The organism is Acetobacter ghanensis, assembly GCF_001499675.1.
In the GTDB taxonomy this organism is placed as follows: Bacteria; Pseudomonadota; Alphaproteobacteria; order Acetobacterales; family Acetobacteraceae; genus Acetobacter; species Acetobacter ghanensis.
On the sequence record NZ_LN609302.1, the window covers coordinates 702,727 to 718,609 of the forward strand.

Here is a 15,883-nt window from a genome sequence, read left to right on the forward strand (position 1 = left end):
CGGGGGAGGTCTTTTTTTCTCATGCTGACCCGTCATGAAAAAATCGCAGCTTCCTGAGAGCGCCGGACTACAGAGCGCCACGGTGTGCCGTTTTCCATTGCAGCGCGTTATGGAGCGGCAGGAGGCTGCGGCGTATCTGGGTATTCCATCCCGCAGAATGCGGTATCTGGTTGCGCTGGGTTATGGCCCACCCGTTATAAAAGGCACACCACAGCAGTTCCGTAAGGATGCTCTGGACCAGTACAGCGCGGACCTGTTTGCCCGTGCTGGGTTGGGGGCAGATGCACTTACGCAGTATCGCAGGCGGCGGGCGCAGGCCAACGCGGGGTTGGACCCGTTTTTGGACCTAGCCAGCCGGGATGAGTTGCTTCAGGCGCTGGCGCGGTATGGCAGCCGGTCGGTGATTGGTCTTGGGCTTGCGATTATTGTCCTATCTCACACCCCATTGTCACGCATTCTGTTCCATGTTCTGCGTTAGGTGCCGTGGCTCCCTTGCATAGGGGGGCAGAGTTGCCCATCTTGTCGGCATGGGTGCTTCATCTTCCTCCACCGCGTCGCGCGGAAAAAAACGGGCTTCTCTGAGCGAGCGGGCCGCTAGTCTGCCACCAGTTACCTTTGAACCGGACCGCCAGTCGCCTCGTCCGCGGCTGCGGAGGATGGAGGTTGTCTCCGAGTATGAACCGGCAGGCGACCAGCCACAGGCTATCAAGGAGCTTGTGACCGGAGTGGAGGGGCATGAGCGGGATCAGGTTCTGCTGGGTGTGACAGGGTCGGGCAAGACCTTCACCATGGCCAAGGTGATTGAGGCAACCCAGAAGCCGACTCTCATTCTTGCGCCCAACAAAACGTTGGCAGCCCAGTTGTATGGGGAAATGAAGCAGTTTTTCCCTAACAATGCTGTGGAATATTTTGTCAGTTACTATGACTATTACCAGCCGGAAGCCTATGTGCCGCGCTCGGATACCTATATTGAAAAAGATAGTCAGATTAACGAGCAGATTGACCGTATGCGCCATGCGGCAACACAGGCGCTGCTGGAACGTAATGATGTTATTATTGTTGCATCCGTCTCGTGTATTTACGGTATTGGCTCGGTGGAAACCTACTCCCGCATGGTGGTCAAGTTGGAGTTGGGGGGCGAGATTGATCGAGACAAGCTGATTAAAAGCTTGGTCGAATTGCAATATCGTAGAAATGATGCGGCTTTTTCACGCGGGGCCTTCCGTGTGCGGGGCGAGAGTATTGATATTTTTCCCGTGCAGAACGAGGACCGAGCCTGGCGTGTTTCGCTTTTTGGCGATGAGGTGGACGGTATTATCGAGTTCGATCCGCTTACGGGGGAAAAAACAGCGGATCTGCAGGAAATAACCATTTACGCCAACAGCCATTATGTCACACCCCGCCCAACGCTTAATCAGGCCGTCAGGAGCATAAAGCACGAACTGCGCGAGCGGCTGGACCAGTTTACCCATGAGGGCAAACTGCTGGAGGCCGAGCGGCTGGACCAGCGGACGACATTTGATTTGGAAATGCTGGAAACAACAGGTGTGTGCAAGGGAATTGAAAATTACTCCCGTTACCTGTCTGGCCGTAAGCCGGGGGACCCACCGCCAACCCTGTTTGAATACCTGCCCGAAGATGCGCTGCTTATTGTGGATGAAAGCCACGTAACTGTTCCCCAGATCGGAGGCATGGAACGGGGAGACCATGCGCGTAAATCCATTTTGTCAGACTTCGGGTTTCGTCTTCCTTCCTGTTTGGACAATCGGCCACTTAATTTTGCGGAATGGGATAAATTTCGCCCCCAGACCATTTTTGTCAGCGCCACACCCGGCCCGTGGGAAATGGAGCGCACAGGCGGCGTGTTTGCCGAACAGGTTATTCGTCCTACCGGGCTGATTGACCCTGTCACAATCATCCGCCCTGTCGAACATCAGGTGGATGATCTGCTTGCCGAATGCCGTGAAACCATAGCCAAGGGCGGGCGGGTGCTGGTTACAACCCTGACCAAGCGCATGGCCGAAGACCTGACCGATTATATGAACGAGGCCGGTATTCGGGTCCGGTATCTGCATTCGGATGTGGATACGCTGGAGCGGATCGAGATTATCCGCGACCTGCGTATGGGTGCGTTTGATGTGCTGATTGGCATTAACCTGCTGCGTGAGGGGTTGGATATTCCCGAATGTTCGTTGGTGGCTATTCTGGATGCGGATAAGGAGGGCTTTCTGCGCTCCCGCACATCGCTCATCCAGACCATTGGCCGTGCTGCACGAAATGTGGACGGGCGAGTGCTGCTATACGCGGACAAAATGACTGACTCCCTGACCTACGCAGTCGAAGAAACCGCCCGCCGCAGGGAAAAACAGATGGCATGGAACGAGGCGCATGGCATTACACCGCAGAGTGTGCGCAAACATATAGGCGATATTGTTGGGTCCGTATTTGAGCAGGATTATGTGACCGTAGCCCCGGATGAAGAAACAGGGGTAGCCGAATTTGTGGGGCAGGACCTGAGCACCACTATTGCCGGGTTGGAAAAACGGATGCGTGAAGCCGCGGCAGAACTGGAGTTTGAAACAGCAGGCCGTCTGCGGGACGAAATTAAAAGGCTGGAGGCTCTGCAACTCGGTCTGGACGCACCAGCGCCATCCTCTTCCAAGGGCGATCAGGCAGTCGGACGGCGGAAATCAGGCAAAGGGCAGGTGCCCCGTCCGTTAGGGCCGGGCGGTGGCGGGTATGAGCCAAAACCCGGCAAAGGCCGCGGCAGACGGCGCTCCTGATTACTGGCCCTTGTTTATGCCGCGCAACCCTTCTACCGTTTCGGCGGTTAACAGGTTCACTTTTGCGGACAACAGGGTATGACCACGTCAGAATCCACCATCCGGCCCGATTATGCAGCCTTAATGCAGGCCCCCGTATGTGCAGAGCCATTTACGCACATTGTGGTGCCGCATTTTATTCGCAAGGATGACCTGCCCAGACTGTTTGCAAGTCTTCCCGCCATTGGCTCAGGGGGGTCATTCCCGCCGCAGTCGCTCAAACTGTCTCCTCTTGTGCAGGCACTGGTGCAGGAGATGGAAGGCCCGGAACTGCGTCGGATTATTGCCCAAAAGCTGGACCTTGATCTGGAGAGTGCCCCTTCCATGCTGACCATTCGTGGCCGCACGCGTGAAAAGGATGGGCGAATTCATACCGACTCTACGGCCAAACGTGTGACAATCCTGTTGTACCTTAACCCTGCCGGACCGGATTGGGAAAAACAGGAAGGCTGCCTGCGTCTGCTCCGTAGTCCGCATGATATTGAGGATTACGCAAAGGAAGTACGGCCTGTGGATGGCACGCTGCTCGTTTTTCCCAATGGTCCAACCACATGGCATGGCCACAAGCAATTTGTGGGGTCACGCTACACCATTCAGCTTAATTACATGACTGAGGACGCCAAAGCCCGCTCGGAGCTCCGGCGGCACAAGCTCTCGGCGCTCGCCAAAAAACTGCCTTTGCCCAGTATGGGTTATTAGGATTTTTTCTTGCTGTTTCAACAGGACAGAGGATTTTTCATGCTGTTTCGTAAAGCTACCGTTTCCCGCGCAAGGGCTGCCGCATTTGTTGCGGGGCTGGCTCTGTGTGGGAGCGCACTTTCGCCTCTTAGCGCCGTAGCACAGGTGCCCTCTGCTTCCATGCCTTCCACGCTTGTTCCGCCTTCGCTCAGTAGTGCGCAGGTTGTGCGGGCTACTTTGCCAAATGGCCTCAAAGTAGTCATCGTGCCTAATAGGCTGGCGCCCGTGGTTACAACGGAAATCAATTATCTTGTTGGCTCGGCAGAAGTGCCAAAGGGCTTTCCCGGTACGGCTCATGCGCTGGAACATATGATGTTTCGTGGCAGCAAAGGGCTGGACAAGGACCAGCTTGCTGCTGTGGGAACGCGCCTAGGTGGCAGCTATAATGCGGACACAACCGAGGACGTAACCCAGTATTTTTACACGGCGCAGGCACAGGACCTGCCAGTTCTGCTTAAAATTGAAGCCCTGCGCATGAACAGTCTGACCCTGTCCGAGGCGGACTGGAGCAAGGAGCGTGGCGCGATTGAGCAGGAAGTCTCGCGCGACCTGTCCAGCCCCGCCTACCGCTATCTTGAGCAGTTGCAGGCCATTTTGTTTGCGGGCACGCCGTACGAGCATGACGCACTGGGCACACGGCCATCTTTTGATAAAACAAAAGCGGCTGACCTGCGTGCATTTTACGAAAAATGGTACGCGCCCAACAATGCCGTTCTGGTTATTGTGGGGAATGTAAACCCGGTCACGACCTTGCAGCTTGTGGAAGATGCGTTTGGAGCTGTTCCACGTAAAACATTGCCAGCACGGCACAAGGTTTCTCCCGTGCCGCCGCCAGCCAAAACGCTTACGCTGGCAACCGATTACCCGGTAGGGTTTGCAACGCTAGCCTTCCCCATGCCCGGTTCTTCCGCTGCCGATTACGCCACAGCAGATGTGCTGTCTGATGTGCTGGCCAGCCAGCGTGGCGCGTTGTATGACCTCGTGCCCCAAGGCAAGGCGCTGTTTGCCGGGTTTGAATATGCCCCCAAAAAAGAAGCCGGGTTTGGGCTTGCTCTGGCGGCGTTCCCCAAAGGGGGAGATGCTGCAAAGGCTATGGCGGATATGCGGGGTGTGCTGGAGACTATTCGTAAAAACGGCGTTCCGGCGGATCTGGTGGAAGCAGCCAAGCGGCGCGAAATTGCACAAATGCAGTTTGCAGCCAATTCGGTGAGCGGTCTGGCATCCACATGGTCCACAGCTCTGGCTTTTCAGGGGCTGGATGCACCGGGGGATCTGGTTGCTGCTTATCAGGCTGTCACGCCAGAAGCGGTTAACAAACTGGCCGCTACCCTGCTGGACCCCGCCCATGCAGTTTCGGCCATTCTTACGCCGGAAAGTTCAGGCAATCCGGTCTCTGGCAAGGGGTTTGGTGGAGCTGAGTCCTTTGCGTCTTCTCCTGATAAACCGGTCAAACTGCCAGACTGGGCAGAAAAAGCCCTGCTCAAGCTGGACAAGCCAGAACCCACACCCCAGCCATATGTCAGCACCTTGTCCAATGGCATTAAGCTGATTGTCTGGCCGTCCCATGTCAGTCATACCGTTCAGGTTACGGGGCAGGTCAGGCAGACTCCCTCCTTGCAGCAGCCTGAAGGGTTGGATGGGGTGAATGATGTGACCGAAGCCCTGTTCTCATACGGGACCACACAGTATGACCGCCTGGCCTTCCAGAAGGCTCTGGACGACATTCCCGCGTGGGAAAGTGCAGGAAGTTCCTTCTCTTTGCAGGTGCTGACACCAGATTTTGCAAAAGGTGTGTCGCTTCTGGCGGAAAATGAGCTGCACCCGGCATTTGCGGATAAGGATTTTCAGGTTGTACGCCAGCAGGTTGCGCAGGCACAGGCCGGGGAGCTGCTTTCTCCCGAACATCTGTTTAGCCGCGCCATAAAACAGGCTGTTCTGCCACCCAAAGATCCGACCCTGCGGGAGGCTACGCCTCAGTCTATCATGCGTGTTACGCGGGATGATGTGCAGGCCTACTATAAAAAGGTCTGGCGACCAGACCAGACCACCATTGTTGTGACGGGTGACGTGACCCCGGAAAAAGCGCAGGCTGTTCTGGAACAAAACTTTGGTGGTTGGAAGGCAGAAGGGCCTGCTCCCAATATTGACCTTCCGGCTGTACCACTCAGCAAGGCGTCTCACGCGCAGGTGCCTGACAGAAGCAGCGTGCAGGATGAGGTGGTTCTGGCAGAAACGCTGGGCCTGACAGCCGCTCACCCCGACCATTTTATGCTCCAGTTGGGGAATGAAGTGCTGGGTGGTGGATTGTTCTCCTCCCGCCTGTATCGTGATCTGCGTGTGAAAACTGGGTATGTTTATACGGTTGGCAGTTCGTTCGAATGGGGCCGCACCCGTGGGATGTACACTGTTAACTACGGTGCAGACCCGGATAAGGTAGGCAAGGCACAGGCTGCAGCGGTGCGGGATATTAAAGCCATGCAGTCCGCGCCACCATCGGAAGATGAACTGGCACTGGCCAAAGCCTCGTTGTTGCGGAGTTTGCCGCTGGCCCGCGCCAGTCTGGACAGAATTGCTGCGCAGTACCTGCACCTAGCCGAACTTGGTCTGCCGCTGGATAATGCAGACCGGGGTGCACAGGCTTATTACAATGCCACTGGTGCAGATGTGCAGGCAGCATTCCGGCAGTGGATCAGGCCAGATGACCTGTCCTCCATTGTAAAGGGGCCTGCTCCTGCATTGTAATACAGTCAGTTAAAGCAAAAGGCTTTTTCAAGCGGTGGAAAGTTATCTTTCCGCCGTTTTTTTATGTGCTGTGTGGATATGCGGGTTAAAATACGCTGTTGAAGGCAACCTGTGGCGAAATATCAAAGCCGGTATTGTGTCCTGCAAAATAGGTGGACACACCAGCAATAACCCCAAACCGGGGAGACCAGTTGTATTCAATAGCCGGTGCAATCTGCCAGTCACCGGAAGAGGCAGCAATTGTATCTATTTTTTGCCGGTTGCGTTTGTGCCGCGTACATGTGCGCCATTTGCCCAGTCACGCGCTAAATCCAGCGCCAGAACCCACTTCTGGTTAATGCCAAACTCCAGCGAAAAACCGCTCTCCCCATACATACCCGGCTGGGCGCTGCCTCTAAACCCAGCGGATGTGCCGTAGCTTGTTACGTCGCGCAGATGCGCGGTGCTGACAGCTCGGCGGAAGGTGCTCCATACGCGCAGGCGGAGTTCATGCTGGCCGGGGAGCGTGTAGGTGGATTGTTCGGTCAGGGCAAGCCGGAACGTGTAGGCACCAGCCCCCACGCCATCCTGCGCACGGCCTAGTCTATTATAGTCCCCGGTGGGGAACGCCATGCCTGCAAAAATGCTTAGCGCTGGAATATAGCGTTTGGGATCTGCATCCAAATAACGCCACATCAGGTCCACCGGCAGGTCGCCAAATTTCAGTCCGCTGCTGGTGGTGTCCCCCTTTTTCCAACGGTAGCTGATAACGGGCGTGAGCTGGATACTGATGGAATCCGTAATGGAGTATTTGTACAGCGTAAAATTGCTAACAGCCTTTTGCCGAGGGTGGAGCGGGCTGCTGCTGCCATTGCTGTTGAGGTACCCCACAGGCTGGCTGTAGGTCATGTAGGGTTCCCACGCAAAAATCCCCTTTTTGGTCATTGCCCCGGATGGCGAGACAAGTGACCCAGTGTACCACTGCGGTTTTGCTTCCCCCACATCCTGGGACCCGCCAGTTACGCTGTTGTCCGTACCTGCGGCGTGTGCGGTTGTGACAATTAACAGGAGAGCAGGCAGGCAAAGAACACTTCGCATAGGTCCGTGCAGGCAGCCCTGTTTGCCCAATGGGGTTAAAAGGAATTTTGCCGCACGCATTAGGGTATATTCGTCTGGCTGGGGTTGTGCGAGTCAATCAGGTCTTCGGTCAGCACAACGGAAGGCACGGTCTGGGGGACGGGTTCGTGCGGGGGGGTATTGCGTAGTGCACGCCACCCCAATGCCAGCACAAGGACAAGCACGGGAATACCCGCAACGGTAAAGGACCCTATGGGGTAATCAAACGCCATAAGCCCGATAACGCCTACAAAAAAGGCCAGCGTGATCCATGATGTAAAAGGTGCGCCGGGCATGGGGAAAGATGTTGGCGCAATTTCGCCTTTACGAATTTTTTTGCGCAGCTGCATCTGGCACAGAACAATAAAGGTCCATGTGCTAAGAATGCCCAAAGACGCCATGCTGAGCATGATTTCGAAAATCTTGCTGGGCAGATAGTAGTTCAGCACAACACCAACCAGATAGATGGCAACAGTGCTAAGGATGGCGGCAGAGGGAACAGACTGGCTGTTCATGGACTTGAGGTAACGCGGGGCCGACCCATCCAGCGCAAGGGCACGCAGCACCCGGCCTGTGGAATACAGGCCAGAGTTGAGGCTGGAGAGAGCCGCAGTCAGCACCACAATGTTCATGATGCTATCAATACCGGGGACACCCAGCTTGGAAAAAAACGTAACAAACGGGCTGACGCCAGCCTGATACGATGTCCATGGCAGAAGCAGGACGAGCAGCGTTATGGTGCCAACGTAAAAAATGGCAATCCGCCAGATAACGTTGTTAATGGCCTGTGGCAGTACGCTGCGTACGTCATTGCATTCACCCGCAGCGGTGCCGATCAGTTCAATACTGGCATAGGCAAAGATCACACCCTGAATAAGAACAAGAGCGGGCAGAAAGCCGTGCGGGAACAGGCCGCCATTCTCGGTTACAAGGTGTAGGCCAGTGGTGTGCCCATCCACAGGGACGCGCATGGCCAGTACAATAATGGCCAGAACCAGAAAGCCCCCAAGGGCCACAACCTTGACGAGAGAGAGCCAGAACTCCAGCTCCCCAAACCATTTGACGCCCGTCAGGTTCATGCCTGTTACAAGCAGGAGCGCCATAAGGGCGAACACCCATTGTGGCACGGCGGTAAAGCTGGGCCAGAAGTGCATGTACATGGCAACGGCAGTAATATCCACAATGCCGGTAACCGCCCAGTTAAAGAACGCCATGCACCCGGCAACGTAGGATGCGCGGGGGCCAAGGAACTCCTGCGTGTAGGAGACAAAGCTGCCGCTGGAGGGACGGTACATGACCAGTTCCTCCAAAGCGCGCAGCATCAGAAACGCAAAAATGCCGCACACCAGATAAACCAGCGCGAGTGATGGCCCCACGGCCTGCAGGCGGCTGCCTGCGCCAAGGAACAACCCTGTGCCAATGGCCCCGCCCAGAGAGATCATCTGAATCTGTCGTTTGCCCAGTCCACGATGGTACCCTTCTGGCGTTTTGCCAGCACCAGCGAGGGCGGTCTTTTGGGGCGTGGAGGAGGACGCAGTCATTCAGCCAACCTTATAGAGTACAGTCTTTTGTAATGGAGCCGTATCGGTTGCCCCGAATTTATGCGGGTGTAAAGATACTCTGATGATCAAAATTGCTGTGCAAACAGGTACTGGCTCTGTTGTCGGGGTTTATAATCCCTTGTTTACAGGGTCTTTACGCGCAGGTTTGGTCTGTTTGCAAAATGTTTACTTTTTAAATATTTCGAAATCAAAACATTTTCTATGAATGACTTAATCTACACATGATCATTGAAAGATCATGCGGTGTAAAGTGGTCAAGGGAGCAGGGAAAGCTGGCGATCAGCCTCAATTTGCCCCGGTACAACAAGCCCTGTGAGGGAGACCCCCAGCAGCCGGACCGGTTTGCTAAGTGGGAGTAGGGGAGCAAGCAGCCGGACCGCGGCCTGTTGCAATGCGGCCTCGTTCTGGACGGGCTGCGGGAATGACTGGCTCCGGGTGAGCTGGGTAAAGTCGGAATGGCGGAGTTTGAGCGTAACCGTGCGGCCAGTAATTTCGCGCTTCTGACATGCAGTCCAGACTTGGCTTGCCAGCATGGCCATAGCCTGCACAAGTTCGGATTCGGTATGGAGGTCCTGGAGGAAGGTTGTCTCTTTTCCCAAGGACTTACGCGGACGGTTGGCCTCGACCGGCCGGTTATCCACCCCACGGGCAATACCGTAGTAAAAGGTAGCTGCCTTGCCAAAATGGTGTTTGAGAATATCCAGCGGGCAGGCGCGCAGGTCCGCACCGGTGTGAATACCCAAGCTGTTCATACGTCTGGCCGTTGCAGGGCCAATACCGTGGAAGGTACCAACGGGCAGGGGGGCTACAAAGGCTTCTCCCATACCGGGCGGAATAACAAATAATCCATTGGGTTTGCGGTGGTCAGATGCCAGCTTGGCCAGAAACTTGTTGTAGGAGACGCCAGCAGAGGCGGTGAGCCCGGTTTGCTCAAAAATACTGGTCCGAATTTCTTCCGCAATGGCGGTTGCTGAGGCGCGGCGGAGCAGCGGGTGCGTAATATCCAGATACGCCTCATCAAGCGAGAGAGGCTGTATGAGTGACGTATAGCGGGAAAAAACGGCGTGTATCTGGGCGGATACGGCGCGGTAAGCATCAAAACGGGGGGAGACAAAAACCAGTTCGGGGCATTTGCGCCGCGCAATAAGGGAGGGCATGGCCGAACGCACGCCAAATTTGCGGGCCTCGTAGCTGGCAGCAGCGACAACACCCCGTTCCTGACAGTGCCCTACAGCAACCGGCCGCCCTTTAAGGGCTGGGTTGTCCCGTTGTTCGACGGAGGCATAAAATGCGTCCATGTCGATGTGGATAATGCGGCGTATGGGCGTAGGCATTGCCGCACCACTATGGCACGGATTGCGTCGTTATGGAACATAACAGGAACAATTAATGTGGGGCCAACCCCATCACAATTGCAACGCGCTACGTATAGCCCCGTCTTGGCGCACGCAGAATGGCCAAGATGCTATCGCTTTTGCTTCATGCAGGTCTGTTTAACCCGCATTAGGTTGGGCAAAGCTGCGGCGGGGTGGGGCATAGCGCCATGAATGGGCAATGCTCATATCCAGATCATGCCAGCGGGCGACAGAAAGCGCTGCGGTTGCGGGGTAGGCAGCGCGGCTCATGCCTGGTACGGCTGTGGGTTGCTGCAAAGGGCGTGCAGCATGGTGCGAGAGCCAGTAACCAGCGCCCGCCAGACAGGCCCCCAGCGTTGTGAGTGCGGCCATCATCCTCTGGCGCAGACGCGCAAAGGGGAGCAGCGGGCTGAGAAGGGCCTGCATGTCGGTTTCCCGCTCGTTCTGCGCTGCCTCTGTGGCCAGTAATAGGTTATATTCCGTTTCCGTCACGGCCAGCGTGCTACCTGCGCAAATATCCAGAGCGGGCATTTCGTGCGCGGCCATATCGGTCAGTGCATCTTGAAAAGCTTGGGAGACAGCCATGAATTCCTGCCTGAAGCACGGTAGGAACAGGCTGCCTGATGCCCCCGGTGCTGCGCCACAGGGGGGTGGTGCACCGGCAAGGCGGCGGATGGTCCACAGGGTCAGGCGTTCGCTGGCGGCAAGATCCGTGAGGTAAACGGGCGTATGTTGCATGACGTGATCCGGAGGCGGTGCCTCCCTCCCTTGCGTTCGGTCATGAAGGCTTATTAAGTGAGAATCAGTCTCAATTGCAAGTAAAACTTTATGGCGTCATGCGTGGTGGCAGGGATGGTTTTTTTCCTTTCCTTAAGGGGCGGCATGGGGCAGTAAAAATGCCATGTCAGTGCTAGCATCCCTCTCCCTGCCGCTTGTGCGCAAGCTTGACCCCGAAAAAGCGCATGAGCTTGCCATAGATGCCCTTATGCTGGGCGTTTCCGTTCCCTTCAAACGTCCAGAAGATGACCCGGCTCTTGCCACGCGCGCGCTGGGTATGCGGTTTTCAAACCCGATTGGCATTGCCGCCGGGTTTGACAAGAACGCTCGGGTGCTGCGTCCGCTGGCCCGTCTGGGTTTTGGGTTTGTCGAGGCGGGTACCGTGACGCCACGCCCGCAACCCGGCAATCCAAAGCCGCGCCTGTTCCGGCTGGAGGAGGACCGTGCGGTTATCAATCGCATGGGCTTCAATAATCAGGGGATTGACCGCTTTGCTGTCCGTCTTGCCCGCCTGACCCGCCCGCTGCCTTCTGGCCGGGCCGGGGGAGCCGGTGTGCCCGTGGGTGCCAATATTGGTATTAATAAGACAGGGGCAGACCCCGAGCGGGATTACCCGGCCCTTGTGGCGCGGGTTAAGCCGTATGTGAATTACATTGTCCTTAACGTGTCATCCCCCAACACGCCGGGGCTGCGCGGGTTGCAGGATGCAGCACGGCTGAAGGGTATTCTGGATGCCATTTCCGCCCGTCATGCCGAGCGGCCGCCTTTGCTGGTCAAACTCGCTCCTGATCTGGAAAATGACGCCATTGCTCCCATTGTGGAGGCCGCAGTGCAGGGTGGTGCGCAGGGGCTGATTATCAACAACACCACATTGGCCCGGCCGGATACGTTGCGTAGCCCATATAAGGGCGAGTCTGGTGGCCTGTCTGGCCGTCCGCTGGCGACCCGTTCGACCGAGATGCTGCGCCTTGTGGCCAGCATTGCCGCCGGGCGTCTGGCGCTGGTCTCCTGCGGGGGGATTGAAAGCGGTCAGGATATTCTGACCCGCATCCGTCTGGGGGCTGATCTGGTGCAGGTCTATACCGCCTTTGCTTATGAAGGCCCGGCTCTTATCGGCCGCCTTAAGCGTGAGATGCTTCAGATCATGCGCGCAGAAGGCGTGGAAGCTCTGGATGATATACGCGGGGTGGACCTGTGAGCGAAGTTGGTAACTGGACAGTCCCGCAGGTTGCCGGGCTGGAAGCACTGGCCAGCCAGTATGATGGTTATATTATTGACCTGTGGGGCACCGTGCATGATGGCGTAAGCCCCTACCCCGGTGCAGTAGAATGCTTACAGGCCCTCCATAAGGCGGGTAAGCGGGTTGTCATGCTGTCCAACGCGCCCCGTCCGGCGGCGGTGGTGGCTGCGCAACTGGAAGGGTTTGGCGTGGATCGTGCCCTTTACAAGGGGGTCATGACCAGCGGGCAGGAAACGCACCGCCAGCTGAAAGACAAGGCAGACCCGTGGTTTGCTCGCCTTGGCAGCAAAGTGCTGCATATTGGTGGTGTGCATGATCTGGGTTTGTACGAGGGGCTGAACATCCAGCGTGTGGCAGATGTGGGCATGGCCGATTTTGTCATGAACACAGGGCCGGATCTGGAACGGGGGGTGGCAACGCTGGACCCTTATCTGCCAGAGCTACGCGCCTGCCTTGAGCGCAAACTACCCATGATTTGCGCAAACCCCGACCGGGTTGTGGTCAAGGGCGGTAACCGGCAGATATGTGCCGGTGCTCTGGCCGCGTTCTACGAGGAACAGGGTGGGGATGTGCGCTGGATTGGCAAGCCGTACCCCGGTGTTTACCAGCCGGTCTTTGATATGCTGGACGTGCCCCGCACACGTATTTTGGCCATAGGGGATGCGCTGGGGACAGACATCAAAGGGGCTGCTGCCGTTGGTGTGGACAGCCTGTGGATTCTGGGTGGTATCCATCAGGAAATGATCGGCAATGACATGGCTTTGGCGACTGCCGAGGCCAAAGCTGCTGGCTTACAGCCAACGGCGGCCGTACACAGGCTTGTTTGGTAGGTATGTTGTGCAGCCAGCCGTAGGATGTGGCGCCTTTATTTTGCGGGACGGGCACTTATTGCTTATCCGGCGGGTTAAAGCACCCGAAGCGGGGTGCTGGGGCTTGCCGGGTGGTAAGGTGGACCCTTTTGAAACCGTAGCGCAGGCCGCCATGCGTGAGGTGCGCGAGGAAGTTGGGCTGGAGCTTGAGGCCGGTCCCCTTTTATGCGTGGTGGACCAGATTGACCGGAGTGCAGGCACACATTGGATCGCACCCGTTTATCGCGTGACCACTGTGCAGGGGGAGCCGCGGCTGTGCGAACCCCATAAGCACAATGGTCTGGGCTGGTTCGCGCTGGATGCCTTGCCCCAGCCGCTTACTCTGGCCACGCAGGTTGCTGTGCAGGCGTACCACGCACAGCAGGCGTAATGTCTCACCGGTACAGGGCAGTACATGCCGCTGGCCGGTGGTTTGTCAGAAGTCGGGTAGCGTTTGGGCCAGAAGACCGCCCTGCCGCAAAGGGGCTATCCGGCGGGCCAGACCCGTGGCATCGTCCGTTTCCACCATAATACCACAGATTGTGGCTTCCCCTTCGGAGGGCTGAAGCCGCTCGCCGGGCATTTTGCGCACAAAGCGGGCAACAGCGGGTTCCTTGGTCATGCCAATAACGCTGTCGTAATCCCCGCACATTCCCGCATCGGTCTGGAAGGCCGTGCCTGCTGCCAGAATGCGGTGGTCGGCAGTGGGGGTGTGGGTGTGGGTGCCCACAACAAGGGAAACCCGGCCATCCAGCATATGGCCAAAGGCCCATTTTTCGCTGGTGGCTTCGGCATGAATATCCACCACAATGGCATGGACCGTAGCGCCCATGCGGTGTTTGGTCAGCAGTTCGTTCATGCAGCGGAAGGGGTCATCCAGCGGGTCCATGAACAGGCGCCCCATAACATTGACCACCAGCGCCTTGCGGCCATCGGCCAGCCCAACCACTACGCTGCCTTGGCCGGGTGTGGCCGGAGGGTAGTTGAGCGGGCGGATCACGCGGGGCTCACCATCAATATGACCTATCAGGTCGCGGCGGTCCCACGCATGGTTGCCTAGCGTAATGACATCCACCCCGCTTTGCAGCAGGGATGTGGCAATGGCGGGGGAAAGCCCAAAGCCGTGGCTCGCATTTTCCGCATTGACCACCACAAGGTCCAGCGCCAGACGTGTGCGCAGGTCGCTTAGGCGGGAGAGCACGCCATCACGCCCCGTACGGCCGACAATATCGCCCAAAAACAGGATTCTCACGCGCTGGTCTTTCGCACAGGGTGGCGGTGTGGGTTAGTCAAAACGGATAACCTCCTTTTCGGTTACAATGCAGCTTAGGGGCTGGTCATGGGGGCCACGCGGCAGGTGTGCGACCTCTTGCGTGGAGGGAGCATAGCCTATGCTGGTGGCGTGGGGCAGGGCAGCCAGTGTGCGGCCATAATACCCGCCGCCATAGCCAAGGCGGTTGCCTGTCCGGTCAAACCCCAGCAGGGGGACCAGCACGAGGCGTGGCTCCATAAGGGGGCCATCCGGGTACTGGGTGCCAAAGCGGCCTGCAAGCATGGTGGATTCGGGCTGCCATTGGCGAAAAATCAGAGGAGTGCCGCGTGGGGGTGTTTCTGGTAGCGCCACGGGTATGCCTGCCCGCGCCAGTGCATGGCACAGTGGGCGCAGGTCAACCTCATGCGGCAGGGGCCATACACAGGCAACAGGCCCTGAGGCAGCATGAAGCAGATGTTCAAGATGTTGGATAATCCCCCGATCATGCAGGACATTGCGCGCCTTAAGCGCGGCAAGGCACTGGACCCGCAGGCTTTTTTTGCGCTCGGCAATATCAGGCGGATCATTGTAGGGGGAAGATGTGTGCGGAGCCACCATGGACCGTGGGTCTTTCAACCTCCAGGACCTGCTAGTGCAGGTGGGCACCGGGTAATGTGACCAGGGCCACAACAGAGCCAGCTCCCTAGGAAGTGCTTATCGGCCCAGGGGATGACTTGCCTCACGCGTCGGGCAGCCCCGCCTCTCCTATGTAGGCGCGCTCTATCTCCGCTGCAAGAGATTCCGCAGTATCGGCCAAATCGGCCAGCCGGGCATTGGTCAAAGCTAGTTCGGCCCGCAGGCGTTCGGCGTCCTGCGCGGCAAGGGCTGTGGTCTCTGGCACCCGGTTGCCGGACAGATCCTGAATTTCGTCCGCCATCAGCAGGGCCGCCAGCACCAGCAGGCGGGTCTCGCCACTGAAGCCCAGATTACGCACCTGTTGCACACGGCGTTCGACCTGATGCGCCATGGCCTGAACGTGCCGTTCCTGCCCATTTTCGCATCCGACAGTATAGCTGTGGCCGTTAATATGAACGGAAACAAGCGCCATGGGTCAGTTCTCTTCCTCATGCCTGTGCACAAGCGGGGCCGGGGTGGAGGTGGCCGGAGCGGGGTCAGCGGTCTGCTCCAGCACATCACGCACACGCATGATCAGCGCATCCAGATTAGCCAGCAGTTCCTGCTGGTGGGTATCTGCGCGGGTGGGTTTTTGCTGTTTTTTATCAAGAGCAAAGGAAATGCGTTGCAATGCACGGTCCAGACGGGTGATGGACTCTTCCGCCGGTCTGGCGTGGGTATGCATGCTGGCATAGCTGTTGCCTTGGGGTGAGTGCGGCTCCACGTCTTGATCCTGCATTCCTTTTCCCTTCTCTTGGGGTAAGGAATCACCCGCAA

Annotated in this window: 13 protein-coding genes, 1 other RNA gene and 2 pseudogenes; 7 read left to right on the plus strand and 9 right to left on the minus strand. The window is 57.4% G+C overall.

Annotation, left to right across the window (positions count from 1 at the left end):
* Positions 1 to 34 precede the first annotated feature (34 nt).
* The 4 genes from AGA_RS03340 to AGA_RS03355 all read left to right on the plus strand — a co-directional run bounded on the left by AGA_RS03340 (position 35) and on the right by AGA_RS03355 (position 6,302).
* A complete protein-coding gene (locus tag AGA_RS03340) occupies positions 35 to 478 on the plus strand; it encodes a hypothetical protein (protein WP_059023019.1) in 444 nt (147 codons plus the stop codon).
* A 49-nt stretch (positions 479 to 527) separates the two neighbouring features.
* A complete protein-coding gene (gene uvrB, locus AGA_RS03345) occupies positions 528 to 2,783 on the plus strand; it encodes an excinuclease ABC subunit UvrB (RefSeq protein WP_059023020.1) in 2,256 nt (751 codons plus the stop codon).
* Between the two features lie 78 nt (positions 2,784 to 2,861).
* On the plus strand, positions 2,862 to 3,521 hold the full coding sequence (locus AGA_RS03350) for a 2OG-Fe(II) oxygenase family protein (protein WP_059023021.1): 660 nt from the start codon (positions 2,862 to 2,864) through the stop codon (positions 3,519 to 3,521).
* Positions 3,522 to 3,560: 39 nt separating this feature from the next.
* On the plus strand, positions 3,561 to 6,302 hold the full coding sequence (locus tag AGA_RS03355) for a M16 family metallopeptidase (protein ID WP_059023022.1): 2,742 nt from the start codon (positions 3,561 to 3,563) through the stop codon (positions 6,300 to 6,302).
* Between the two features lie 85 nt (positions 6,303 to 6,387).
* Here AGA_RS03355 and AGA_RS03360 read toward each other — a convergent pair.
* From AGA_RS03360 to AGA_RS03375, 4 genes and pseudogenes are all read right to left on the minus strand, one after another.
* A pseudogene (locus AGA_RS03360) lies at positions 6,388 to 7,379 on the minus strand (hypothetical protein).
* Between the two features lie 59 nt (positions 7,380 to 7,438).
* Positions 7,439 to 8,938 (minus strand): amino acid permease, encoded by a 1,500-nt coding sequence (locus tag AGA_RS03365; RefSeq protein ID WP_059023023.1) that lies wholly within the window; start codon positions 8,936 to 8,938, stop codon positions 7,439 to 7,441.
* A 275-nt stretch (positions 8,939 to 9,213) separates the two neighbouring features.
* Positions 9,214 to 10,293 (minus strand): DNA polymerase IV, encoded by a 1,080-nt coding sequence (dinB, locus tag AGA_RS03370; RefSeq protein WP_059023024.1) that lies wholly within the window; start codon positions 10,291 to 10,293, stop codon positions 9,214 to 9,216.
* Positions 10,294 to 10,452: 159 nt separating this feature from the next.
* The gene (locus AGA_RS03375; RefSeq protein WP_059023025.1) at positions 10,453 to 11,052 is read right to left on the minus strand and encodes a hypothetical protein; all 600 of its coding nucleotides are present in this window, start codon (positions 11,050 to 11,052) and stop codon (positions 10,453 to 10,455) included.
* Between the two features lie 163 nt (positions 11,053 to 11,215).
* Here AGA_RS03375 and AGA_RS03380 point away from each other — a divergent pair, with 163 nt between their 5' ends.
* The 3 genes from AGA_RS03380 to AGA_RS03390 are packed head-to-tail and all read left to right on the plus strand — an operon-like array spanning position 11,216 to position 13,570.
* Positions 11,216 to 12,289, plus strand: coding sequence for a quinone-dependent dihydroorotate dehydrogenase (locus tag AGA_RS03380; protein WP_059023026.1), 1,074 nt, complete (start codon positions 11,216 to 11,218; stop codon positions 12,287 to 12,289).
* Complete coding sequence (locus tag AGA_RS03385) at positions 12,286 to 13,161, plus strand: TIGR01459 family HAD-type hydrolase (protein WP_083503529.1); 876 nt, start codon at positions 12,286 to 12,288, stop codon at positions 13,159 to 13,161. The genes AGA_RS03380 and AGA_RS03385 overlap by 4 nt, the downstream gene beginning before the upstream one ends.
* Positions 13,151 to 13,570 carry an NUDIX hydrolase gene (locus AGA_RS03390; protein WP_059023027.1) on the plus strand — a complete coding sequence of 140 codons (420 nt, stop codon included), beginning with the start codon at positions 13,151 to 13,153 and terminating at the stop codon, positions 13,568 to 13,570. Before AGA_RS03385 ends, AGA_RS03390 begins: the two co-directional genes overlap by 11 nt.
* A gap of 45 nt (positions 13,571 to 13,615) precedes the next feature.
* Here AGA_RS03390 and AGA_RS03395 read toward each other — a convergent pair whose 3' ends face one another.
* The 5 genes and pseudogenes from AGA_RS03395 to AGA_RS03410 all read right to left on the minus strand — a co-directional run bounded on the left by AGA_RS03395 (position 13,616) and on the right by AGA_RS03410 (position 15,845).
* Positions 13,616 to 14,431, minus strand: coding sequence for a TIGR00282 family metallophosphoesterase (locus AGA_RS03395; protein WP_059023028.1), 816 nt, complete (start codon positions 14,429 to 14,431; stop codon positions 13,616 to 13,618).
* Positions 14,432 to 14,464: 33 nt separating this feature from the next.
* Positions 14,465 to 15,049, minus strand: a complete 585-nt coding sequence (locus tag AGA_RS03400) for a 5-formyltetrahydrofolate cyclo-ligase (protein ID WP_059023029.1) — start codon at positions 15,047 to 15,049, stop codon at positions 14,465 to 14,467.
* Positions 15,036 to 15,191: non-coding RNA, 6S RNA (gene ssrS / locus AGA_RS13395), on the minus strand. The genes AGA_RS03400 and ssrS overlap by 14 nt, the downstream gene beginning before the upstream one ends.
* Before the next feature lie 147 nt (positions 15,192 to 15,338).
* Positions 15,339 to 15,539: pseudogene (locus AGA_RS03405) on the minus strand (cell division protein ZapA); the annotation flags it as partial.
* A gap of 3 nt (positions 15,540 to 15,542) precedes the next feature.
* Positions 15,543 to 15,845: a hypothetical protein gene (locus AGA_RS03410; RefSeq protein ID WP_059023031.1), complete on the minus strand. Its 303-nt coding sequence runs from the start codon at positions 15,843 to 15,845 to the stop codon at positions 15,543 to 15,545.
* Positions 15,846 to 15,883 lie beyond the last annotated feature (38 nt).